The sequence below is a fragment of the Paenibacillus sp. SAFN-054 genome, from assembly GCF_051966755.1.
Classification (GTDB): domain Bacteria; phylum Bacillota; class Bacilli; order Paenibacillales; family Paenibacillaceae; genus Paenibacillus_AQ.
Map to the genome: position 1 here is coordinate 71467 of NZ_JBQCKS010000003.1, position 22566 is coordinate 94032.

Consider the following 22566-nt stretch of genomic DNA (forward strand, 5'->3'; position numbering starts at 1 on the left):
CATTCAGGCGAAGCTGATCATCATTTACGTTCTGCTGATATTGATCGCCATGCAGCTGATTGGTGTTTATTTCGTGAGCGCCATGAAAAACTCGCTGACCCGAAATTTCACGCAGGACCTGCAGGAAAGAGCTGAGCTTCTGTCCGTACTGGCCGCGGAAAAACTGGAGAGCACCGCCGATACGGGAGAAAACAATTCCGTCGAAAGCCTGGGCGCGATCGTAACGAATCTGTTCAACATGGACGGTGCGGAGATTCAGGTGCTGGATGCCAGCGGCAAGGTGCTGATCACGTCCAACCAGTCGCACGGGGACTATGTCGGGCGCAAGAATACGCAGACCGTGGTCAGCCGTGCGCTGCAGGGCAGCAAGGACAACGAGGAATACGTCATCGACGAGGACAACGTCCGCAAGAAGGTCGTGGCCAAGCCGGTGATGAACAAGGGCAAAATCGTCGGGGCGGTATACATCGTGGCCTCCATGAAAGATTTGTATACGACGATGGGGCGGGTCAACAACATTTTTATTTCGGGCATCCTGCTTGCGCTCGGATTGACCGCCGTTCTGGGCGTGATTCTTGCCCATACGATTACCCATCCGATCAAAGAGATGACAAGGCATGCGACGGCCGTGGCCGAGGGCGATTTCGACCAGAAAATGCCCATATTCGGCAATGACGAGATCGGCCAGCTGAGCGAAGCTTTTAACTATATGACGACAAGGCTGCGCGAAGCGCTGCTTGTGAATGAGGAAGAGAAGGAGAAGCTAGCATCCATTCTCACCAACATGAGCGACGGCGTGATTGCGACGGATGAGGCCGGAAGGATCATCCTCATGAACCGCCGCGCCGGCGCGATGCTCGGCGTGGATGAAGAGGAGCTGTCCGGCAGCGGCATCGCCGAGGTGCTGGGCCTAAGCGCCGAACAGACGCAGACGTTCACCGAGGGCACCTATGTGACGATGCTGCTGCAGATGAACCCGGAAGCGGAGCATGCCTACATGGTCCGGGTTACCTTCACTCCGATCCACCGCCGGGAATTCGGGATTACGGGCACGATCGCCGTGCTTCAGGACGTGACCGAGCAGGAGAAGCTCGAGGCGTCGCGGCGGGAATTCGTGGCGAACGTCTCGCATGAGCTGCGGACGCCGCTGACGACGATCAAGAGCTACACCGAGGCGCTGGATGACGGCGCCCTCGACGACCCGCCGCTGGCGTCGCGGTTTGTGGGCGTCATCCAGAACGAGACCGGACGGATGATCCGGCTCGTAACGGACCTGCTGCATTTGTCCCGCCTCGACAACAAGGAAGCCTTGCTCCGCAAGCAGCCGACGGATGTGCTGGAAATGCTGGAGGACGTGGCGGACCGGTTCTCGTTCCAAATGCAGCAGAAGGATATCGGGTCCGAGGTCAAAGTCGGGGCCGGGCTGGGCAGAGCGCTCTGCGACCGTGACCAGATCGACCAGGTGCTGGACAACTTGGTGTCCAATGCGATGAAATATACGCAGCCGGGCGGAAGCATTGCCATGGGGGCATCGGAAACATCCGGCAATATGCTCGCCATCTCCGTTCAGGATACGGGCATTGGCATTCCGAAGAAGGATCTGGACCGGATTTTCGAGCGCTTCTACCGCGTTGACAAGGCGCGCTCCCGCAGCATGGGCGGTACCGGGCTCGGGCTGTCCATTGCCCGGGAGATCGTGCTGGCCCATGGCGGCACGATCTCCATCCAATCCGAGCTTGGGCAGGGCACGAAAGTGACGTTTACTCTGCCGCTCGCAGAGGATGAGGAGGTGGCGACATGAAGGAACGGATGAAGTCGCTTCTCCTGCTGCTGCTGGTGCTGGGCAGCCTGGTGCAAAGCTATTACCTGATTTATCGCCTTCCGGGCAGCGACACCGCCGCCAAAGCGATGAACAACTATATCAAGACAGACAATATGGGACCGCAGGACAAAGTGGAAAACCTGCTATACCCCGATAAAATGCTGATTCATATGGGTGAGGGCAAGCATACCATCTTCTACCCGAATTCGACGTTCTATAAATTGATTTACACGCGCCTGAAGGGACGCAGCTTCGAAAGCTTTCAGCGGCGTTCCGTCGAGAATATGGACTGGAACAAAATCCGCAGCGAAAATCCGGGCATTGAGATGACCTTCGGCTCCGGCATCCCGGTATCGCTTCTGCAGCGCGTGATGCAGATTCAGCCCGACTCGCTGTTCGAGGTGGAGCGTATTAACCGGATCTGGATCTGCAGCGCGCCGAGCGATTCGAAGGCGCATGCGCTGTTCTTCAGCACCGAGGGCGATGTGGTGTATGAGGCTGGCAAGGTTGACCTGACCGTGCAGGACATTCAGCAGCATGTCGACTTCGGCAAGAACTGGATCCCGTATGCCGTGCAGGGAGGCGGCTCGTATTACGTGCCAGAGAAGCCCATGGACATGGTGGAGGCGAATGTGGAGATCGGCTGGTATACGATCGCGCAGATGCAGCAGAGCCTGTTCTTCGATCCGGGGATTACCCGGTACATTCAGGAGAAGGATGGATCGGAGATCTACACGGATTCGAAGCGCAGCCTCCAGGTGCGGCAGGAACAGAAATGGATGAGCTATACCGATCCGGCGGCTCCACCGGCCGGGGAGAGCAGCGACAGCAAGGATATATTGGCGGCCGTGGACTTCGTCAATGAGCATGGCGGCTGGAATGGCGTGTACCGCCTGAACTTGTCCGGCACCGCGACGGAGCAGAGCCAGATCATGTTCCAGCAGTATTACGGTTCTTACCCGGTGCTGGATACGATGAATTTCCATTACGGCACGATGAAGCTGGATTTGCAGCAGGGCAACGTTTCGACGTATGAACGCTCCCTGATCTATATGAAGAACGGGCAGCAGCAGAAACAGATGAAGAAGCTGCCTGCCGGCGATGACTTGAAGGCGCTGCTGACGGCCTTCGGCAAGGAATCGCCGATCGTGGATCTCTACCCGGCCTATCTGCCGGAGCTTGTGACCAAGGGACTGAAGCTGACGCCGGTCTGGGCCGTAAAGCTGGCGAATGGACAGATCCGCACGATTCGGTAAGGATCAAGGATTATATCAGGGCTGGAAGAGGGTACCGAAATTGTACTGAAGGAGCGGCAGTGATCGGCGATCGGAAGTGCGTTCCGTGACCGCCCGGTCACACGCGAATAACAGACCGAAGGAGGCAAAGCAATGGATTGGGGACGGGCCAAAAATGTGCTGATTTACGCTTTTTTGCTGCTGAACCTTGTGCTGGGCTACCAGCTGTGGGCGGATGTGCGCGAGCAGGCGGATACCAATCTGGACTTTGCCTCCTTGTCCGAGAGCACGCAGAAGGTGATGAAGGAAAGGTCGATCCAGCTGCTGTGCCAGATTCCAAGCATGACGCCGCAGCTGCCCAAGATTACGTATCAGTACGCGAACGGGGAGAGCATCGGCGGGCAGGTAAACGTGAACGATAAAATCATGAGCCAGCTCATCTTCAGGGATAAGGAACTCGTGAGCGCCCTGAAGGAGGCCATCCCGGAAATCGGCAGCTACCGCTATGATCCGCTGGCCAGCGAGTATATGAGCAAAAGCGAAATGGAGCGGGTGCAGCAGGCAGGCGCGGCGGGACGATTCGTGATGCATGCGCTGGTCGATCAGAAATGGCCGCTGTTCAATGATCAGCTGGAGCTGTACTACAGTGATCAGCGGATTATTTCCTACCGCCAGTCGCCGATCCTCATTACCGCCTCAGGCGACGAGGAGGAGCAGAAAATGATGCCGGCCAGCAATGCGCTAAAGACGCTGGTGGAGCGACATTTGCCGCAAGGCTCGAACATTAAGGACATTCAGCTCGGATATTACGGGCAGGTATATAACTCGGAAAGCCAGGTCGCCGCCCCTTCGTGGCGGTTCACGCTGGAGAGCGGGGAGATGTATTACGTACAGGGCATCAGCGGCGACGTGACCGTGAGCAGCCCGAAGAATGAGAAAGAAAGGGAGTAATGGCAATGGGGATATCTTTTACCGTACTGTCCAGCGGATCGACAGGCAATGCCACCGTGGTCAGAAACGAAGAAACGACGCTGATGATCGACGCGGGGTTAAGCGCCAAACGGATTGATGAGCTGCTGAAGGAGCGGGACGTGACGGGGGAGGAGATCGACGGCATCCTGGTTACCCATGAGCATTCCGACCACATCAAGGGTCTCGGGGCCGTGGCCCGCAAATACGATCTGCCGATCTACGCGAATGAAAAGACATGGGAGGCCATGGAGAAGTCCATCGGCAAAATCGCAGAGGAGAAGCGGGTCGTGATGGACAGCGGCGAGGTCCGCGACTTTGGGTCGCTGCGCGTCGAATCCTTCGGCATTTCGCATGACGCGGCTGAGCCAGTGGGCTACTGCTTCTATGACGGCAATGAAAAGCTCAGCGTCGCGACGGACCTCGGCTATATGAGCGATAAGGTGAAGCAGGCGATCAGCGATTCGAACGTCATGGTGCTTGAAGCGAACCACGATATCGAGCTGCTGCGCATGGGCAGATATCCATGGAACATCAAGCGACGCATTCTGGGCGATATGGGACATTTATCGAACGTGGATGCCGGTGAAGCCATGAGCGAGCTGCTGACCGGCGATCTCAAGCGTACTTATTTGGCGCATCTCAGCCGCGACCATAATATGATGGATCTGGCGAAAATGACGGTGCGAGACAGCATGGAGGAACGCGGCTGCTTTTACAAAGACAGTGAATTCAAGCTTTGCGATACGTATTATGACCGCCCTACACCGTGGGATAAGGTGAGTGAACCATAAACTGGTCGAGCTCGGCCGCCTTCCTCTCCACTTCATCGCGGGTGAGGATGCCCTTGTCCACCAGCAGCTCGATGATCGTGCTGAGGGCAAGGGTATTGCGGTAATGCTCGTCCTTCAAATCTCCCAGCTTGGCCATCATCTGCACAACGTCCATACCGGACGGAAATCTCTCCATAATAAACTACCTCCTCTACTTTTTTAGGGTAAGCGCTCTTCTATCATTATTTCCAAAAATAACAAGTGCATTCCACAACTCACCAGCATTCCTTTTTCAAATTCATTAGGTACGCAGACCTCCATATGATACAATGGTCTGTACCGGCCGAATACCTGAAATGCCTTACAGCCATTGGGCTAAAGAGGTATTGACGATACTCCATATTTTAGGTGAATCAAGGTGTTGTCCGGACTTTCACCCAGGGCTGTTCTGCTGCTGCCTGCTATTATTCTAGTAGCCGGAGGCCGGAAATATGCCTGTTTTCTGAGAGAGTGTGTCGCAAGTAGGGATATGGAGCATCAAAATGCTTTTATTTGATATAAAAAATGGATTTCTTGCTTAAGAGGGGCTTTTTTGTGGTGATTAAAAATAAAGGGATCATTCAACGCAACCTTTGGGGTCGCCATGCAGTTTATATAAATGGAGACTTTTGCACTACAGAAAAAACAGCGCCAAAAAGGTAATCTTTAGGTATTCATAACAAACTGAAGCTTGGCTCCGAGTTCAGGCATTGATACAAGAAGAGGAACGGTCAGGATTACATACCTAATGGGGTATTTGAAGTTCGTGACGGCAGTTGGATTTGGGTGCGTTACAACAAAGGGGAGAGGATCACATGGGGCTGTTTCAAGATGATTTTTATTCGACCAAAGTGACGAAGCGCAAGCGCGGATTCCGCAAAGCCCGCAAGACGCAGGAAGTGTGGCCGAGATACAGGCGCAGCCGGGGGCTGTCGACGCTTCAGATCGCCACGATCAGCTCGGTCATCAGCGCATTCGTGGCTGTGCTGCTGTTCAGCATGATCACGGGTCTGCCTTCCTCCGGGAAAGAGGCAGCTGCGGTCAGCGCCTTGAACTCGAAACAGCTGGACAGCACCGTCGATCCATATGACAGATTGGTTACGGCTGCAGCGAAAGTACGCCCTACCGTCGTGAGCATCGTGAATTACAAGGACGCCAAGAAGGATAAGAACAACCTGGAGGATTCGGCTTTGGGTTCCGGCGTGATTTTCAAGAAGGATAAAGGCCAGGCTTTTGTGATCACCAACAACCATGTCATCGAAGGCTCGCAGGAGCTTGAGGTGGTGACGGTCAGCGGTGAAATGAAAAAGGCGAAGCTCGTCGGCGCGGATAAGGTGAACGACATCGCCGTACTGGCCGTCAATGACAAGAACATTGATGAGGTCGCAGAGATGGGGGATTCCGGCAAGCTGCGTCTTGGTGAGACGGTGTTTGCCATTGGCAACCCGCTCGGGCTCGGCGATACGCTGACTTCCGGCATTGTAAGCTATACGAAGCGCGTTGTGCCGGTGTCGCTTAACCAGGACGGTGTATACGACTGGGAGCAGGAGGTCATTCAGACCGATGCGGCAATCAATGAAGGCAACAGCGGTGGTGCGCTCGTAGACTTAAGCGGTAAAGTCATCGGGATCAATACGATGAAAATCGCGGATGCCGGCGTAGAGGGACTTGGCTTTGCCATCCCGGTGGAACAGGTGATGAAGACCGTCGACGAGCTGATGGCTCACGGCAAAATCGCCCGTCCGTATATCGGCGTCTATTCCATGGACCTCGGCAATTCGTATGCCCCGATGGATGAGGAACAGCTCAAAGAGCTGAAGCTGCCAAGCGACGTAACCGAAGGCGTGGTCGTACTCGATGCCATCGGTCCGGCGCAGGAGGGCGGCTTGAAGCTCAATGACGTGATCGTGAAATTCAACGATGAACCGATTACGACGACGCTGGAAATGAAGAAATTCCTGTACGATAAAGTAAAAATCGGGGACACCATAAAGGTCACCTTCTACCGCGGCGGCAAGGAACAGACGACGAACGTGAAGCTGGCGGAGAAGCCGGATCAATAAGGAAAAAACAAGTGTGCGAAATGCCGGAAAAAGGGCTATAATTTGAGTAAGACATAAGCATTTTGCAAAGAATGGACTTATGACAACCGTGTACAGCACTAGAAGGGATGCTTTCATTTATGTATGTAGTATGCAAAGAACATTTGGAGCTTGCCATTGAAACGTTTGTGGACGAATACGAGGACGCTCCGGACGTGGTGGACCTGAAGGATACCGAATTCTCTGATTGGGACCCGCCCGTGCAGTGCGCGCACTGCGAGCAGGCCGGCAAATTTCTGGTCGTCTAAGAACGAAGTGCATGGGTAAGGAAGGAGCGTGCTGGCACGCTCCTTTTTTGTATCAATTGAACTAAAGGAAACGGAAGGCACTTCATCGGGATCGGATCAAGGAGAGGTGCAAAGGTAATCTTTAGTTCATTTTATATCGTTGTCATGATAAATGCTGTCTCTTCACTATCCGTGATTTATGCGCGTAAGGAGGCAGAGTCAGGTCATGTCAATACGAGGAAGCAGAATAGTCCTACTATCCAAACGGCCCCGGGTCGAGGGGGATGGAAGGCAAGGGAGCTTCCCATAATAGAGTACATATTCAGGTTTCATGAACGGAGGACATACGAACTATGTTGATTCAATTGATTGGCGTCGGCAAGCTGAAGGAGAAATATTTGGTGCAGGGCATTCAGGAATACGCCAAGCGTCTGACCCCATACATCAAATTCCAGATGATTGAGGTTGCGGACGAGAAGGCCCCGGACACCTTGAGCGAAGCGGAGGTGTCGATCGTGAAGGAGCGCGAGGGCGAACGCATCCTCGCGCATGTGAAGGAGAGCGCGCATGTGATCGCGCTCGCCATCGGCGGCCAGCTCTGGAGCTCGGAAGAGCTGGCCGCCGAACTCGACAAGCTCGGCACGTACGGGACGAGCCATGTCGTGTTCGTGATCGGAGGGAGCCACGGGCTCTCCGATGCCGTGCTGCGCCGCGCCCAGCAGAAGCTTAGCTTCGGGCGCATGACGCTGCCGCATCAGCTGATGCGGCTGGTGCTGACAGAGCAGATTTATCGAGCGGTGAAGATTAATCGGGGAGAACCGTATCACAAATAAAGGCAAGTTTTTTTGAAGATGTATTGAATCGAAAAGACGTAGCAAGTGTTCCCGCTAGGCTCGAAGCCGAATTTGGCGTATAGCCTCTGGGCGTCCTCCGTCACGAGTAGGAAGCGTCTTAGTCCTTGCAGCTCGGAATGATGGACGATCAATTCCATCATCCTCTTGGACAGACCCCGACCACGATATTCGGACACTACGAAGACGTCGGTCAAATAGGCAAAGGTTTCGAGGTCCGAAACGACCCGAGAGAATTCGGCCAGTTGCCCATTCATCGAAGAATCGTACGCACCGACCACAACAGCTGAAAGGGCTACGGCCCGTTGGAAGGCATCAAACGTAAGCGACTTCGCCCAGTACATATGGTCATGCAGATAGCGGTAGACAAAGGGGAGGTCAAGCAAGCTCCGATCTGTCGAAAGCACTATGCCATCCGCCTCAAAATGTCTTAAGTTCATACCAATCACCGTCCTCTGGAATGACGACTTTATCGAGCAAATTGTTCGTGGTGAGACTTGTCTGTAAGGCTTCCCGAGTGACGCGGCAATGGTTGATCGCATCCATATGGACAGCAACGATCTGTGTATATGGCGCGTAGGCGATAAGCTTTTTCACGTCATCTTCGTCCATCGTAATGGCATCGCCAAAAATAAATCTAGCCCCGCCCGCATTGACGATCGTAAGATCGGGCTTATAGCTATCGAGTGCTTTCTTCATATCATCACCCCAGATCGTATCACCAGAGATGTACAATGTGGGCTCTCCTTGTGTCTGAAGAATAAAGCCGGACACTTTCCCCATTTTTCGCCCGATCTCGCCTGTCCCGTGTTGGCCGTCTGTACGGTGAATCGTTACCCCTTGGAAGCACGTAGAAGTTTGGATCTCCGTAATTTGCGTAAATCCTGACGAAATGAACGAGTCTTCGTCCCCTTCTTGGCAAAATAGGGGCAAATCTTTTGGCAGGGCCCGAATTGCTGCTTCATCCCAATGATCGCGATGTAAATGTGTCACAAGTACAGCATTTGGTGCGAGCCACGTGTTCATATTACCAGGCAATGGGACGAGTGGGTTACGCCGTTCGTCGCCGGAATTGGCGATCGGTGGATTGATTGCCTTGTCACTAAACATCGGGTCAATCAGAAAGGTAGCTCCCCCATATTCCAACCATAAGCTCGCATGGCGAATAAGTTGAATTTTCATATGAATTCCTCCTTGGATGTTCATCTGATATGATGATAGCACCAGCCTATGTGTTCGATACATAACTTGATGAACGCATTCAGATGGATTTACTTTCACGTTGAAAGGATCGGTGCCGAGTGGTTGGCCAAGCGATTGACGAAATTGATTTGGGAATTTTGCAAGCGTTGTTGAAAAATGCTCTCCTCACCAATAAAGAAATTGGGGAGATTGTTCATATGACCGGGCAGGCGGTCGGTGCGCGGGTGCGTAAACTGCAAGACTTTGGGGTTATTGAAGGCTATACGCTTCGTTGGAATCCAGAGAAGATTGGATTGAATGTTCATGCGTTCCTTATTGTATTTATGAAATCAAATGATGCACATAAAGCGTTCCGGGACTTCGTCAGTTCGAGCGACTACGTGATGGAGGTGCATCGCGTAGGCGGAGAAGGCTGCTATTGGTTGCGCATAAGGATCGGCACGATATCGGATCTGAACAAGCTGTTGGAAGAAGTGCTGAAGTATGGCAATTATAAATTAAGTCTCTCGATTGAAAAGGTAAAGTAGTTTAATATATCGATACATGATTAGAGACTTTGTTGGATACTCGAATAAACAGACAAAGAACATCCCACAATGGATGGTTTTAAAAAACTTGCCGTTACAGACAGCGCGGAGAACCTTATCATAAGTGACGGCGAAAAATTGAAAACAACTAATTTATAACACGATAAATAGCAGTTGCAAGATTGTGAAGGAAGTCAATTGTGCTATTTAGTAGAGTAGCGTCTATAGGCCAGCGTTGATCAGGGTATGATGGATCCATGTCAGCTTCGTGTGCATTGTGACAGCTCCCTTATTAATATTCGTATTATGATTTCATTAACCGGCTTGTGGGAAGTTGTTTAGAACTGGTTATTAATTATCTTTGTTATTTAGGCGGCGTTCATCTTCCACCCATTTCTTACCCCATCCAGCTTCTCCACAGGTTGTACAAACATAGTCGCCAGTCTTACCATGACGACTGGTTTCACTGATTACATGTGGGTGACTACAAGGTTTGTTGCCCCATTTTTTGCGTAGTTCAGCAGTGCTGGGAACCCTGGTCTTCATCGCCCAGTCGGAGCGAGCGGAACTTCATGAAGCGGAGCAAGCCAGATCCTTCTTGAAGACTGCTACTTAGTGGTTTCCGTCGAAGAAGGAAGAGAAATCAAGCCTTATCCCATCTATCTCATGTGCCTATTTCGTGAGAAAAGCTCTTGGCAAATTGAATGCTTCGACCTAAAGGAGGGGAAGAGGCGGATTATTCCTGTCGACAATCTCACCGATGTCAAACCATACCCTGAGAAAAAAAGAATAAGCACGAAGAAGAGTGTAGAACTTCCATATTCATCATCCGGATGAGTTGACCGAGATAACAAACTGGCTGCTTTTCTTAGGTGGAGATATCAAGGTCAGGGAAATACCGAAGGAAGTTGTAGAAGGATTGCAGGAGAGAGCGGATGTATTGGGAAGAAGTAATTGACCCTAGCGCGCATCCCGGCGTGCGGTGTCTACCGACTGTAAAGCTCATTGAAGATACAGCGTTCGCATAGTTTCGATTTTCAAAGATGACATTTCCGCCCTCCACGAGGTTAAGGACGATTATTTTAGCCCTACTTGTGATACGGTTCAGCTTAACAGGTCTATCGGCGAAAACAAATGGCGGCCCTATGGCCGCCAAGCTTCACCTTCGCTAATGATCGCCGTGACTTTATCGGCTGCCGCTTTCCCCCACGTTTTAAGCTTCTGCTCAATCACACCTACGCCAATAAACCACTTTAAAATTCTCTACTTTAGAGGGCTTGGTCATGTCAGCCTTTTTACAGGGGGAGGCGAAACAGATGGTGGCCCTGTGTGGCAGACATTTTGGGACGGATAAGGTAGGGGTTTTTGACCGTTTCAAAAAGCATGCTTTTCGAAAGTTGAGAAGAACATCTTTATAAAAACCAGCGGTGTTGGAAGTTCGGAGTCGCTGAATTAAAATCGGACAGCGACTCGCTGCCGCCGAAGAAGAAAATACCAAGCATTGCTCGACAAACGGCGCAACAAGGAATGCCCCTACACCTCTAACGCAAAAGAAACGGCCTGCTCTCTCGTCATTCCTCTTCCAATCGCAATGGCCTCGTTAAACGGCGTATCGCCGCATTCTAGCCTGCAGGTTCGTTTCGCCTGCTCGTAAATCCATTGAAACTGGGGCTGGGCCGCGGAGCCAAGATTGGCTCGTAATTTCTCGGAGACTCCGATCAGCGTAGCGGCTGCCTGGTATTCTCCCAGCCCGCACAACGCGCTTGCAAGCCCCTCGACTCCTCGCGCGAGGAACCACGTTCCCGGATACGTTTGGCAGATGGCGATGCCTCTCTTGAAAAGTGCCAACGCTTCTCTGGGTTTCTGCCGGTTTAACGCAATATATCCCAAGGCCCGAAAAGGTCCCGACAACTCCAAGTCGTCTTTTGCTTTCTCGAATAGCGCGGCACTTTCGACGAGCAAGGGTTCCGCCCGTTCCCACTGCTGCTGCGCCACCAGGATGTAACCCAGAGAACCTAAGGATGACGCAAGGCTCCAATCGTCGCCTGAATTCCTGGCATGCAGCACGCTCTCTTCTGCTAGCCGAATCGCTTCGTCCGTCAAGCCCGAATGCGATGCCAGCTGAGTAAGCATGCGAAGCTGAGATGCTAGGAGCGCCGGATGACCGAGCTTGCGAGCTTCATCCGCGCTTTGTCTGGCCAGGTCTTCGGCTTCCTGGACTTCTCCCATGACCCACAGCAACACGCTAAGACCATGCTTCGCTTTTACCGCGTGTTCTTGAACGGAAGTTTGACTGTGCGTCGCCAGAGCCGCACGCAGCTGCGCGGATCCTTCCTGCAAGGTCCCTTCGTGCAGCCAGTAATAATAGAGGCAGGACGCCATTCGTATTGCAGCTTCCGCCCGCGGATGATCGCAGGCTAATTTCAGCGCGGAGCGAATGTTGGCGTATTCCCGCCGAATCGCCACGAATGCGGCATCCCGCTCTCGACTGCGGAACCCCCGTTCCGCTTTTTCTACAAATCGACAGTAGTACTCGACGAAGCGGCGGATCATCCGTTCGCGTTCCTCGCCGGTGCAGTGCCTCTCCCATTGTTCGCTTCCAAATTGTTTAATCGTCTCGAGCATCGCATATCTGCGCCTAGGTCCGCTACTCGCCAAATCAACAGTTAGGAACGATTTATTGAATAGGCTAGCAACCAAGCTTAAGCCCTCCTGACGATCGAACCGTCCGAGCGAGGGGTTCGATTCCTCATCCACGCAGATCTGTTCGACCGCTTCCAGCTCGAATCCCCCGGTAAAAGCACTCAGCTTCCGCAGCAACTGCCGCTCTTGCTCCGTGAGCAGGGCGAAGCTCCATTCCAGGGTGGCTCGAAGCGATTGATGACGGGGTGCGGCCGTTCGCTTCCCGGCTGTAAGGACGACGAACATATCGGACAGCCGTTCGTCGAGTTGCTCGATGCTGAGCACGTTCGTCCGGGCCGCTGCCAGCTCGATGGACAGCGGGATGCCCTCCAGACGTTTGCAGATTCGCCCGACGATCTTCACGTCCGCTTCCGATACGCGGAAGGAGGGAGATACGGCGGCAGCGCGCTCGATAAACAGCTGAACGGACTCACGGGACAGAATGGCTTCATCTGACGCATGATCCCGCAGCTCATTCTCCGTGGGGAACGTGAGCGGCGGAATCCTCCATACTCGCTCCATGCCGATGTTCAACGGCTCCTGGCTGGTGGCCAAAATGGCGACCCTAGGGGAGGCCGACAACAACCGCTCGATGAGAGAAGAGCAGAAATCGATCAAGTGCTCGCAGTTGTCGAACACGAGAAGCATGCATTTGTTCCGGATATGGTTGAGCAAGGACTCGATAAGCGGCCTTTCCTTCTGTTCCTTGACGCCCAATACCGACGTGATGATTCTCAGCGCCGAGAGCGTATCCATCGCCGAAGCGAGCTCGAACAGCCACACGCCGTCGGGATAAGAAAGGCAGGCGTCCGATGCGACCTTATACGCCAGGCGCGTCTTGCCACTTCCCCCGGCACCCGCGAGCGTGACGAGGGGGGAATCGGCAAGATGTTGCCGAATCTCCCCGACCTGTTCGAGGCGGCCGATAAATGAGGACATTCTGCTCGGTAGATTCGTTGCTCCATATGGTGCGATAGCACTTCGCGGCGATTCATCGGTCCTGTGTGCCGGCGAACCTGCCGATCGGATTCCGGGGCGAACGTAAGCCTCTCTACCGTCAGAAGAAGCTGCGAGAATCGCCTCGAACCATTGTTCGTCAAAAAGGGGATACCTCCGGTTGTTTCCTGACCTGTCGTCATGGAATCGACGGACCGTCTCCCAAAGCAACTGAGCCTCTTCGCGCTCGGATCCGCGAAGAAACTTTTGTTCAACGACAAAAAGTTGAATCAGCAATTGTAGATTATGAGCGCTCGGCAGCCGTTCGCCATTTTCCCACTGCTGAATCGTCCTTATCTCCACCCCGATCCGCTTGGACAGATCGATCTGCCGCAGCTTCGCCCTTCCGGCCGGGCCCGGTCTCTGCCGCAGTTTGCGAATCATCTCTTCCGGCCATATCCGTTCCGTTTGATTACCTGCCATTTATTCTCCCCCTGGTAACACGAACTTACACGAACTTATACGAACTCTTCGTACGAACTCGCCTGTATTCATAGCATAGACGTCATCGTGCTAAGATTCAATCATACCGAACACGCCGAGTAAGCGTGAGGAAAAGACTAAAGGAAACCAAGACGGAGGAATGTGGCATGCCATTGGTACGCATCGGATTGATGAAGGGCAAATCGGCGGAGTATCAATAGAATGATGTTCCCACGATATTTGGTTGATTTTGATGTGCAGAAGCTCCCTCGCGTCCGGACGGATGTGATCGTCATTGGGGCGGGGATTGCCGGCTTGTTTACGGCGATTAAAGCGAGCGAGACGAAGTCGGTGGTAATGATTACGAAAAAATCGCTGCTCGATAGCAATACCCGATACTCCCAAGGCGGCATCGCGGCGGTCATCTCCGATGAAGACTCGCCGGAGTTTCATAGACAAGACACTTTGGTTGCCGGGGCGGGTTTGTGCGACGAAGCAGCGGTTAGCGTGCTTGTGCACGAAGGGCCGGACGGCGTCCGCGACCTGATTCGGATGGGGACCGTATTTGACGAGGAGAACGGCGAATTGGCCTTGACGAAAGAAGGGGCACACAGCCATCGGCGTATCCTGCATGCCCATGGGGATGCGACGGGGGCGGAAATCGTGCGCTCGCTGTCGGAACGGACGAAGCAGGACCCGAACATCGAGCTGTGGGATGACCATTATGTGATCGATCTGTTAACCGAGAACGGCGAATGCCGCGGCGCGCTTGTGCAGAAGCCGGATGGGACACGAGTCGTGGTGGAGGCGGACGCCACGATTCTCTGCTCCGGAGGGGCAGGACAACTGTTCCGCTATACGACGAATCCGGACATTGCTACGGGCGACGGCATTGCGATCGCGCTCAGAGCCGGTGCGGAAATTCGCGACGTCGAATTTGTCCAGTTCCACCCGACCGCCTTGTGCTATCCGGGTGCGCCGCGGTTTCTGATATCCGAGGCGGTGCGCGGCGAGGGTGCGATCCTGCGCAACATGAAGGGCGAGCGGTTCATGGCCCGATATCACGAGCAGCTTGAACTGGCTCCGCGCGATGTTGTAGCGAGAGCTATTCTCGATGAGATGGACGCAACGAAGTCGACGTTTGTATACATTGATATTACGCATGAATCGGAAGAATTCGTCAAGCGCCGCTTTCCAACCATCTACGACTTCTGTCTGAAATATGGGCTCGATCTGTCCACGGACTGGATCCCGGTTGCACCGGCGGCGCACTACATGATGGGCGGCGTCAAGACGGATCTGCATGGGGAGACAGCGGTGAAACGGTTGTTCGCCTGCGGCGAAGTGTCGTCGACTGGCGTGCACGGGGGGAATCGGCTGGGCAGCAATTCGCTGTCGGAGGCGATTGTGTTCGGCCGCCGCATTATCGAGCGGATCGCAGAGCTGCCGCTGCTGGGCCACGGGGTGCGGCAGCTCTGCGCGGCGACGCACCGGCAAGAGCCGCCGTGGCAATCGATTGTGGAAAAGCGGCTGAAGCTGCAGAAAATCATGCTGCGCGAAGCCGGTATAAGGCGCGATGCGAAGGGGCTTCGACGCGGATTGGACGAGCTAAAGCGGCAAGTCGCGTTCTTTGACGGGGTATTAACGAAGCAGGAAGAATATGAATTTGCCAATTTGCTTACTTGCGCGTTGCTAACTACGCAAGCCGCTCTGCGACGCGAAGAGAGCCGCGGCGGACATTATCGGATCGATTACCCGCAGCGTGACGACGACCGCTGGATACGCCACATCGTCTTTCGGTTAACGCACGAGGGACAGTTGGAGGAGAGCATTTAAGCGGCTGGAGCTGAACCGTAAAACGGATACGCCGCAGGTTTGAGCCGCGGCGGCCCTAATGTCATAAAAGGAAAGTTTGAAGTTGTAGACGGGAATGGAGCATCTTTCGCTACAGGCGAAATGTAGAATATCTTTTAGCTTGCGGAAAAGACGGTTTCAGCGATCAAACCATACGATTATTACGGAAGCGAGGGAATGTACATGTTATACGAGCTGCGCATTTATACGATTCATGAAGGGAGAATGGATGCGATTCAGCAGCGATTCGAGCGGCACACGCTCGGTATTTTCGAGCGGCTGGATATAAAAGTAGCCGATTTCTGGATCGATCAGACTGGGCAACCGAAGCTGTATTACGTGGTGGAATACAAGAATATGGAAGATCGGCAGCTGAAGTGGGGCACGTTTGTGCAAGATCCGGAATGGGTCGAGGTGCAGCGCAAGTCCGAGGAAAGCGGTCCGATCATAGCGAAGATAGAGGAAATATTTATGAAACGGGCCGAATTTTTTATGCGTTAACGTCGCTTGCCCTAGCAGTGGATATATTTGAGATGAGTTTGTTCTAACATAGGATGGGGCAGATCTGATAGATCAAGCAGGTCAGGATTGTGGGGGTTGGTACCTTCGAAGAGCAAGATTTGATTTAACAGAACAGGATCATCTTGCTGGTTTTTAGAGATGAGGCCGAGCAATTTTTCGCTAAAGAGGGGCGGCTCTTGAGATAAGTGAGCTGCAGATTACGCGTGACCAAGAAGGCGATATAAAGAGCTTTAATCTCATTGTCGGTAAAGCGGATAGTGGGCAGGACGGAGTTTTTCATCACAAAGTAATCCCCGTCCCTGCCGACTTCGGCGACTAGTGGCATTCCCATCGCTTCAATTTCCCTGATGTCTCGAATCGCCGTCGAACGGGAGATGTTAAACTCATTCATGATTTTTCCGAAATGGTAAATGGTGTTAATCCGTTCTATTTTTTCATCGGGCCCTCTAAACAGTATCATATTTTGACATGATTTATTGTTATTATAAACCTATCAAGTAAAAAACAAATGATTTGATCAATCAAAAAAAGGAGCTGGATGATGGCAGCACATACCCTTGAGGAGAAAGACGGCTTCATCGTTGTAGGCGTTGGAATGGAACTGAAGAGCGATTACACGGACTATGCCGGCATGAACAAGGAAATGAAGTAGAAATAACGCCAGCCTATTCGTGACTTCAGTATACTTTTTCTCCCAAATATGCTATCATTAGGGGTTAAAGTGAATGAACAATTCATTCAAAAAAAGAGCGGGAATCATGGCAACGTATACCTTTGAGGAAAAAGAAGGCTTTATCGTTCTTGGTATTGGAACGGAGCTGAAGAGCGATTACACGGATTATGCAGGCATGAATAAGAAACGCCTATGTTGGCGGGCCCAATGCAACGGTTGAGATGGGGCAGCGGGACAGCCTTGTATATGGAAAAATGTGGATTCCGGTTGTGATGAAGTAAACGAGATCAGTAGGAGGAATGAGGGAATGTCAACTATCGTTGATTTTAAAAATGTGTCTGCGGTGGGTCTGGAATCTTCACCGGTAGCAGAAGCGCTAGCTGGTTTGCGTGCGAATGAAGCCCGTTACTTCATGAACAAATACAAGCACGAATTTACGATCGTACCAGCCGCTGAAAGCCAGGAAACGCTTGATTATGTGAAACGAGTTTTGAAAGAAGAACGTGGTATTGAGTTTGCGGCCCAACCGCTGGAAACATCGCGTTTTCAAGTAGAAAATATCAAATGGGCCTTCGTCTTTTATGAGGACGGTCTAGCGGTCAACGTCCTGTATACGGTGGATGATCCTAAGAAGCGGGCCGTAGGGTTTAAGCTATCCGAGGGGATGGAAGTACCCAAAGAGCTGGATGAGAAGAAATTCAAATTCGCGAGACAGAAGTCCAAACTGGCGGGGACCATTCGAGGTTCGTTCTTCGTCATTAAAGGGGAATATTGAAGCAGTCAAGCCAATGAGACAATTACCTTGCGGCAAGCAAAATTAAATAATAAAACTTGCGGCCCACATGAACGATAAGAAGCATTCGAAATACGAAATGATTGCAAGAAAACTGTTGACAAGAGAGTATATGGTGTCTAATTAGACTTTGAGGAGGAAACAAGTGAGCATGATAGTCGATGCGGTAACAAACTCAAAAGAAGAAACCTATCCCCGGGGAAAAGTTGTCGCCTATTGGATAACAACTGCGCTGCTTGCATTCGTTGAGGGAAGCGGTGGAATTGGGGAACTAACCCATCAATGGGGAACGCTCGATACAGTGGAGATCGTAGAGTACCCAGTGTACTTTCTGACCATTCTCGGGATTTGGAAAGTACTTGGGACGATTGCCATCCTCGTGCCGCGCTTTCCGCGGCTTAAGGAATGGGCGTATGCAGGAATATTCTTTGGAATGACGGGCGCAGCTGCATCACATGCATTCGTGGGGGACTACGGGGCTTATGGGTACCATATTTGGAGTACTCTTGGTCTTGCAATCCTAGCTGTCGTCTCGTGGTCGCTACGTCCGAAGGGCCGCAAACTTTAAAGAGGGAATGAAATGATTAATTGTCTATCTTGTAAAATAGGCTACTTTAAACCAACCATACAAGCGGGGAGAAGGTGATGAAGTAGCCCACCAAATCCAAAGAGCACGACCCGACCACAAGGGCGAGTTGTGAGATTAAAGAGTTTCCTCTATAGATGTATTGAAAAGTCTGGCGATTTTAAAGGCAATAAATAGTATCATTTTTTGATACATTCAGCATTATAGAATCAATCTTGTACAAAATAAAACCACAAGGAGAGAATAAAATGTCTAACTACTCAATCAAAACCATCTCGGAAAACTACAAAATGACTGCATTCGGTGTTTCTTTTGAAGACTTCAACGACTGGGCAGGTAATGCAGCAAAAACGGCAGCGAAAAAAGCTGAAATCACCGAAAACGGCAAGCTTGCTGAGCTACTCGCGCTCGCTGACGGGCAAGAATATCAAATCAACTACATCATAGACAGCAAGGCTTGGCGCGGCTTCGGCGTGATGGGCGAGTTCGACGTGGAAGGCGCTGTCGTCCTCGATTTCCTCGCTGGCGACTACCTTGCTGTGCCAGGCACAGGCGCTGACAAGGACCGCCTTGCTGACGAAATCACAGGTAAAGTTTTCGGCGGCATGATGCAAGAAATCACAGACTACAAATACGTTGGTCCAGGTAACTCAACATTCGTCAAAGCAGCCGAAAACGGTGAATTCTACGGCGAAATGTGGCTTCGTGTAAAAAAAGTCGAAGGCTAATACAGCTTTTGGTGGCAAAGAAGGCTTCTCATTTGATTGATTTGGGGATCGCTGGAATTATTCAAGAATAAATTAAAGGGCGCCAGAACAGGCGTCCTTTAATTTGCGTAATAAGTGATACGGAGAACCATACCACAAGTGACGGCGAAAAATTGAGGTGTTGCCGAAGCCACTCCTTGTACTCTTGCCGTTGCAAGCGAGAAAGCTGGTAGAGCAACCATTTAGGGGGACATTCCAGGCAATGGATACGTATTATCATCCGTTTATGTACTTTTTTATGCAGGCTGGGCTGGTTCCATTCCAACGGCATCATGGCCGACATTCTTGATCGGGGCGCAAAATCTTTACCCTTTACTTTTGAACGGGGTGGTGCTAATATTGACTTCGATAGTTATAGAACTGCGGAAGAGGTTCGGGGAGGTGATCATAATGGGAGAAAACCAAGAAGATATCGGGCAAGCGGTTAAAGTATATAAAGCTTTGGGGGAACCAACCCGGCTGAAAATCGCTTTACTACTCGCGAAAGAGAGCAATTTATGCTTCACCGCTGTCGGTGAAAGGCTTGAATCGGTTGCAGGCTCGACGCTATCGCATCATTTGAAGCAATTGACGGACTCTGGCTTGATTGATTCTCGCAAGAATGGATCGTTTATTCACTATAACGTTAATCGAGAAATAGCAGAAAAATTTGCGCCCTTTTTGTTGGCGTAATTTTTTTGAAAGTCACTTCTATATATCTAGAACAATAGAAGTGATAAGGCTTATACTTAAATGTAGTTTTATTGAGAAGGAGAGAATGACTATGAGCAGTCAAACGAATACGATGGAGATTGGAATGAGCACCTTTCTCCATGCAAATCCCGGAAATGGCGGTGTTTCGCATGCTGAGAGGCTGCGCCAGGCGATCGAAGAGATGCAATTAGCAGATCAAGTCGGTCTTGACGTCTATGCCATCGGCGAGCATCATCGCAACGAATATACAAGCTCTTCGCCAGCCGTCATCCTGGCTGCCGCTGCTGCTGCAACGAAGAGGATCCGGCTCTCGAGCGCAGTGACGGTGCTATCTTCGGACGATCCGGTGCGGGTATATCAGGACTTTGCAACGCTGGACGGTCTGTCGAACGGGCGAGCGGAGATCATGGCCGGACGGGGTTCTTTTATCGAATCGTTCCCGCTATTCGGCTATGATCTGAAACATTACGAGGAATTGTATGAAGAGAAACTGGAACTGCTGTTAAAGATTCGTGCATCCGAAAAAGTGACCTGGCGCGGCGGTCATCGCCCGGCGATTGATAATATGGGAATCTATCCTCGTGCACAGCAGGAGCCTTTGCCTGTCTGGATCGGTACGGGCGGCAACCCGGAATCGGCTGTTCGGGCCGGTTTGCTGGGACTTCCGATTGTCTTCTCTATCCTGGGCGGAGAGCCGCAGAGATTCGCACCCTTGGTGGAGCTTTATAAAGAAGCCGCCGCGAAAGCCGGCCACGATCCGAACAAGCTGCAAATTGCTACGCATTCGCACGGCTTTATTTCGGATACGAGACAAGAGGCGTCCGAACGGTATTATGCTGTCATGGCCGACCAAATGAACCGGATTGGCCGGGAAAGAGGTTGGCCTCGTTATACGCGTGACTCGTACGATTCAGCCCGCAGCCTTCACGGCGCACTTTATGTCGGAGATCCCGAATATGTCGCAGAGAAGATCGTGCTGCTGCACAAGAACCTTGGCTTGACTCGTTTCATGCTGTACATCGATTTCAGTTCGTTGCCGCATCGTGATTTGCTGCGGACGATTGAGCTCCTCGGCACCAAGGTAGCGCCGCTGGTCCGTAAGGAGCTCGCCCGTCAGACGTCTGCCCATAATGTATAAATCAGAGTACGAACGCTTGGAACGAAGAGGCTTGATTGAGCCGAGAAGTGAAGTCGGCGAATGGAGCATTTTTTTAAATATAACTTCTATAGATTTAGATCTGTTGAAATGAAAAGAGGAGAAATAGATGGGGAATTCGTGGAAAATTTATATTCTGGCTATTGTCAGCTTTTTAGTCGGAACTTCGGAGTTTGTGATTACTGGCATTTTGGATATGCTCGCAAGTGATATTGGAGTGTCGGTAGTAGCGGCCGGGCAGTTGATTACGGTCTACTCGCTTGCTTATGCCATTGGTACCCCGATTCTTATTGCACTCACGGCAAAAATGGATCGAAGAAAGCTTATGCTATCGTCTTTGGGATTATTTTTCGTTGGGAATTTGATCACGGTCACAACTACAGGCTACGGCATGCTGCTCGGAGCAAGAATTATTTTGGCGATCAGCACGGGGGTATTTATGGTCGTCGCCATGACGGTTGCCGCCAAAATGTCTCATCCTGGAAAACAGGGCAGCGCTATCGCCACGGTTTTAGTGGGCTTTAACCTCGCACTTATTCTAGGGGTCCCGCTTGGGAGGATCATTGCGGGCTCACATGATTGGAAAATCATCTTTACGGGAGTCGGGGCCCTAAGCTTGGTCGCGATGGTGGTCCTTTTGCTTACGATTCCGAAATCGGAAGGAGAGGCTCCCGTTCCTATTCGGGAACAGCTCGCCTTATTAAAAAGCCCCCGAATCGCTGTCGCGCTTTCCATCAGTTTTTTCTGGATATTGGGCTATACGATGCTGTACACCTATATAACGCCGTTTCTTCTGGACATTACGGGGATGAGCGAAGGGATGATAAACGTCGGGTTGTTTGCGTTTGGGCTGGCCAGTCTCATAGGCTCCCAAGTTGGCGGCTACGGTGCAGATAAATGGGGTATCCCCCGTACGATGGTTGGGAGCCTGCTCCTTCACTCCGGAATATTATTGTTACTGACTGCGTTCTCCCACTCGTCCATGTTCGTGTTGCCTTTGCTTATGTTATGGTCCTTTTTCGCTTGGTCGATGGGGCCGGTTCAACAGGTTTATTTAATCGGCATGGCTCCTCAGGCTTCGGGGATCGTCCTGAGTTTGAACAATTCTATCGTGCAGTTGGGAATGGCCGTAGGGGCTGTAATTGGGGGTATCATTGTAGAAAACATCTCTCTTGCAGCAGTTGGTTGGTTTGGCGGAGTTGGCGTCGCCATTGGACTCATCCCGGCTATCATTTCTTTATCCATGCGTCGCCGATCTGCAGGCGGTGGAACGAAACAGAGCGTAACCGACAAAGCGAAAGTTTGAAAACCAAGCTTCTATGAAGTTGAACAAATGATATCAGCAGAAGGAGGTAGTGGTGAAGGTGCTTTCGCTTCGGAAGCATGAGTTTGCTTCTCCCGCATCCCATCACTCGCTTCCCTTTGAATCATAGACAGATCTGGCCGCCGATTTCTTCGGTGGCCTTCTGTGCATGTTGTGCATGATTGATTACATCCGCGCCCCGTTGAGCTTTTCATCCAACTTTGCCAACTGCACTCCGGCTTTAAAGCCGAATGCAGTTTTTTACTTTTAATATCAATAACCAATACATTTCCCCCGCTAATCCTACGGCAACTGCTTATATGGAATACCGAACTTTTGGAGCGCAAGCGCTGAGCGAATATCCCCGTAA

General features: G+C 51.7%; 20 protein-coding genes and 4 pseudogenes. 19 read left to right on the forward strand and 5 right to left on the reverse strand.

The window, feature by feature from the left end:
- The first annotated feature begins 49 nt into the window (after positions 1-49).
- The 4 genes from walK to ACTHPM_RS16180 all read left to right on the forward strand — a co-directional run bounded on the left by walK (position 50) and on the right by ACTHPM_RS16180 (position 4820).
- Positions 50-1801, forward strand: coding sequence for a cell wall metabolism sensor histidine kinase WalK (gene walK, locus ACTHPM_RS16165; protein ID WP_440421626.1), 1752 nt, complete (start codon positions 50-52; stop codon positions 1799-1801).
- Entirely contained in the window at positions 1798-3078 is a 1281-nt protein-coding gene (locus ACTHPM_RS16170; protein WP_440396749.1) for a YycH family regulatory protein, read from the forward strand. The genes walK and ACTHPM_RS16170 overlap by 4 nt, the downstream gene beginning before the upstream one ends.
- Before the next feature lie 132 nt (positions 3079-3210).
- A complete protein-coding gene (gene yycI, locus ACTHPM_RS16175; RefSeq protein WP_440396748.1) occupies positions 3211-4008 on the forward strand; it encodes a two-component system regulatory protein YycI in 798 nt (265 codons plus the stop codon).
- Between the two features lie 5 nt (positions 4009-4013).
- Positions 4014-4820 (forward strand): MBL fold metallo-hydrolase, encoded by an 807-nt coding sequence (locus tag ACTHPM_RS16180; protein WP_440396747.1) that lies wholly within the window; start codon positions 4014-4016, stop codon positions 4818-4820.
- Here the strand turns inward: ACTHPM_RS16180 and ACTHPM_RS16185 are convergent.
- The gene (locus ACTHPM_RS16185) at positions 4789-4995 is read right to left on the reverse strand and encodes a hypothetical protein (RefSeq protein ID WP_440396746.1); all 207 of its coding nucleotides are present in this window, start codon (positions 4993-4995) and stop codon (positions 4789-4791) included. The genes ACTHPM_RS16180 and ACTHPM_RS16185 overlap by 32 nt on opposite strands.
- 658 nt (positions 4996-5653) lie before the next feature.
- Here ACTHPM_RS16185 and ACTHPM_RS16190 point away from each other — a divergent pair.
- The 3 genes from ACTHPM_RS16190 (at position 5654) to rlmH (ending at position 8000) form a co-directional block, all read left to right on the forward strand.
- Positions 5654-6901, forward strand: coding sequence for a S1C family serine protease (locus ACTHPM_RS16190; RefSeq protein WP_440396745.1), 1248 nt, complete (start codon positions 5654-5656; stop codon positions 6899-6901).
- A 119-nt stretch (positions 6902-7020) separates the two neighbouring features.
- Positions 7021-7188: a CxxH/CxxC protein gene (locus ACTHPM_RS16195; RefSeq protein ID WP_160499818.1), complete on the forward strand. Its 168-nt coding sequence runs from the start codon at positions 7021-7023 to the stop codon at positions 7186-7188.
- A 332-nt stretch (positions 7189-7520) separates the two neighbouring features.
- Positions 7521-8000 (forward strand): 23S rRNA (pseudouridine(1915)-N(3))-methyltransferase RlmH, encoded by a 480-nt coding sequence (gene rlmH, locus ACTHPM_RS16200; RefSeq protein WP_440396744.1) that lies wholly within the window; start codon positions 7521-7523, stop codon positions 7998-8000.
- On the opposite strand, the gene ACTHPM_RS16205 is transcribed toward rlmH, so the two are convergent.
- Both ACTHPM_RS16205 and ACTHPM_RS16210 read right to left on the reverse strand, forming a co-directional pair.
- Positions 7991-8458 carry a GNAT family N-acetyltransferase gene (locus ACTHPM_RS16205; RefSeq protein WP_440396743.1) on the reverse strand — a complete coding sequence of 156 codons (468 nt, stop codon included), beginning with the start codon at positions 8456-8458 and terminating at the stop codon, positions 7991-7993. The genes rlmH and ACTHPM_RS16205 overlap by 10 nt on opposite strands.
- Positions 8439-9200, reverse strand: a complete 762-nt coding sequence (locus ACTHPM_RS16210) for an MBL fold metallo-hydrolase (protein ID WP_440396742.1) — start codon at positions 9198-9200, stop codon at positions 8439-8441. The genes ACTHPM_RS16205 and ACTHPM_RS16210 overlap by 20 nt, the downstream gene beginning before the upstream one ends.
- 119 nt (positions 9201-9319) lie before the next feature.
- Between ACTHPM_RS16210 and ACTHPM_RS16215 the strand changes: the two genes are divergently transcribed.
- Both ACTHPM_RS16215 and ACTHPM_RS16220 read left to right on the forward strand, forming a co-directional pair.
- Positions 9320-9748 (forward strand): Lrp/AsnC family transcriptional regulator, encoded by a 429-nt coding sequence (locus ACTHPM_RS16215; RefSeq protein ID WP_440396741.1) that lies wholly within the window; start codon positions 9320-9322, stop codon positions 9746-9748.
- A gap of 588 nt (positions 9749-10336) precedes the next feature.
- A pseudogene (locus ACTHPM_RS16220) lies at positions 10337-10706 on the forward strand (helix-turn-helix transcriptional regulator); the annotation flags it as partial.
- Between the two features lie 575 nt (positions 10707-11281).
- On the opposite strand, the gene ACTHPM_RS16225 reads toward ACTHPM_RS16220, so the two are convergent.
- Positions 11282-13849: a helix-turn-helix domain-containing protein gene (locus ACTHPM_RS16225; protein WP_440396740.1), complete on the reverse strand. Its 2568-nt coding sequence runs from the start codon at positions 13847-13849 to the stop codon at positions 11282-11284.
- A gap of 225 nt (positions 13850-14074) precedes the next feature.
- Here ACTHPM_RS16225 and nadB point away from each other — a divergent pair, with 225 nt between their 5' ends.
- Together nadB and ACTHPM_RS16235 are read left to right on the forward strand one after the other, a co-directional pair.
- On the forward strand, positions 14075-15685 hold the full coding sequence (gene nadB, locus ACTHPM_RS16230) for an L-aspartate oxidase (RefSeq protein ID WP_440396822.1): 1611 nt from the start codon (positions 14075-14077) through the stop codon (positions 15683-15685).
- A 201-nt stretch (positions 15686-15886) separates the two neighbouring features.
- Positions 15887-16204, forward strand: a complete 318-nt coding sequence (locus tag ACTHPM_RS16235) for an NIPSNAP family protein (protein WP_440421605.1) — start codon at positions 15887-15889, stop codon at positions 16202-16204.
- Between the two features lie 38 nt (positions 16205-16242).
- Here ACTHPM_RS16235 and ACTHPM_RS16240 read toward each other — a convergent pair.
- Positions 16243-16685, reverse strand: a pseudogene (locus ACTHPM_RS16240) (helix-turn-helix transcriptional regulator); the annotation flags it as partial.
- An 81-nt stretch (positions 16686-16766) separates the two neighbouring features.
- Between ACTHPM_RS16240 and ACTHPM_RS16245 the strand changes: the two are divergent.
- The 8 genes and pseudogenes from ACTHPM_RS16245 to ACTHPM_RS16280 all read left to right on the forward strand — a co-directional run.
- A pseudogene (locus ACTHPM_RS16245) lies at positions 16767-16872 on the forward strand (transcriptional regulator); the annotation flags it as partial.
- Positions 16873-16983: 111 nt separating this feature from the next.
- Positions 16984-17179, forward strand: a pseudogene (locus tag ACTHPM_RS16250) (hypothetical protein).
- Between the two features lie 26 nt (positions 17180-17205).
- The gene (locus ACTHPM_RS16255; protein ID WP_440396738.1) at positions 17206-17673 is read left to right on the forward strand and encodes a phage tail protein; all 468 of its coding nucleotides are present in this window, start codon (positions 17206-17208) and stop codon (positions 17671-17673) included.
- Positions 17674-17842: 169 nt separating this feature from the next.
- Positions 17843-18259 carry a DoxX family protein gene (locus ACTHPM_RS16260; RefSeq protein WP_440396821.1) on the forward strand — a complete coding sequence of 139 codons (417 nt, stop codon included), beginning with the start codon at positions 17843-17845 and terminating at the stop codon, positions 18257-18259.
- 266 nt (positions 18260-18525) lie between these two features.
- Positions 18526-19005, forward strand: a complete 480-nt coding sequence (locus tag ACTHPM_RS16265; protein WP_440396737.1) for a hypothetical protein — start codon at positions 18526-18528, stop codon at positions 19003-19005.
- A 429-nt stretch (positions 19006-19434) separates the two neighbouring features.
- Positions 19435-19716 carry an ArsR/SmtB family transcription factor gene (locus ACTHPM_RS16270; RefSeq protein WP_113057782.1) on the forward strand — a complete coding sequence of 94 codons (282 nt, stop codon included), beginning with the start codon at positions 19435-19437 and terminating at the stop codon, positions 19714-19716.
- 91 nt (positions 19717-19807) lie between these two features.
- Entirely contained in the window at positions 19808-20875 is a 1068-nt protein-coding gene (locus tag ACTHPM_RS16275) for an LLM class flavin-dependent oxidoreductase (protein WP_440396736.1), read from the forward strand.
- A gap of 127 nt (positions 20876-21002) precedes the next feature.
- Positions 21003-22199 carry an MFS transporter gene (locus ACTHPM_RS16280; RefSeq protein ID WP_440396735.1) on the forward strand — a complete coding sequence of 399 codons (1197 nt, stop codon included), beginning with the start codon at positions 21003-21005 and terminating at the stop codon, positions 22197-22199.
- The last annotated feature ends 367 nt before the right edge of the window (positions 22200-22566 follow it).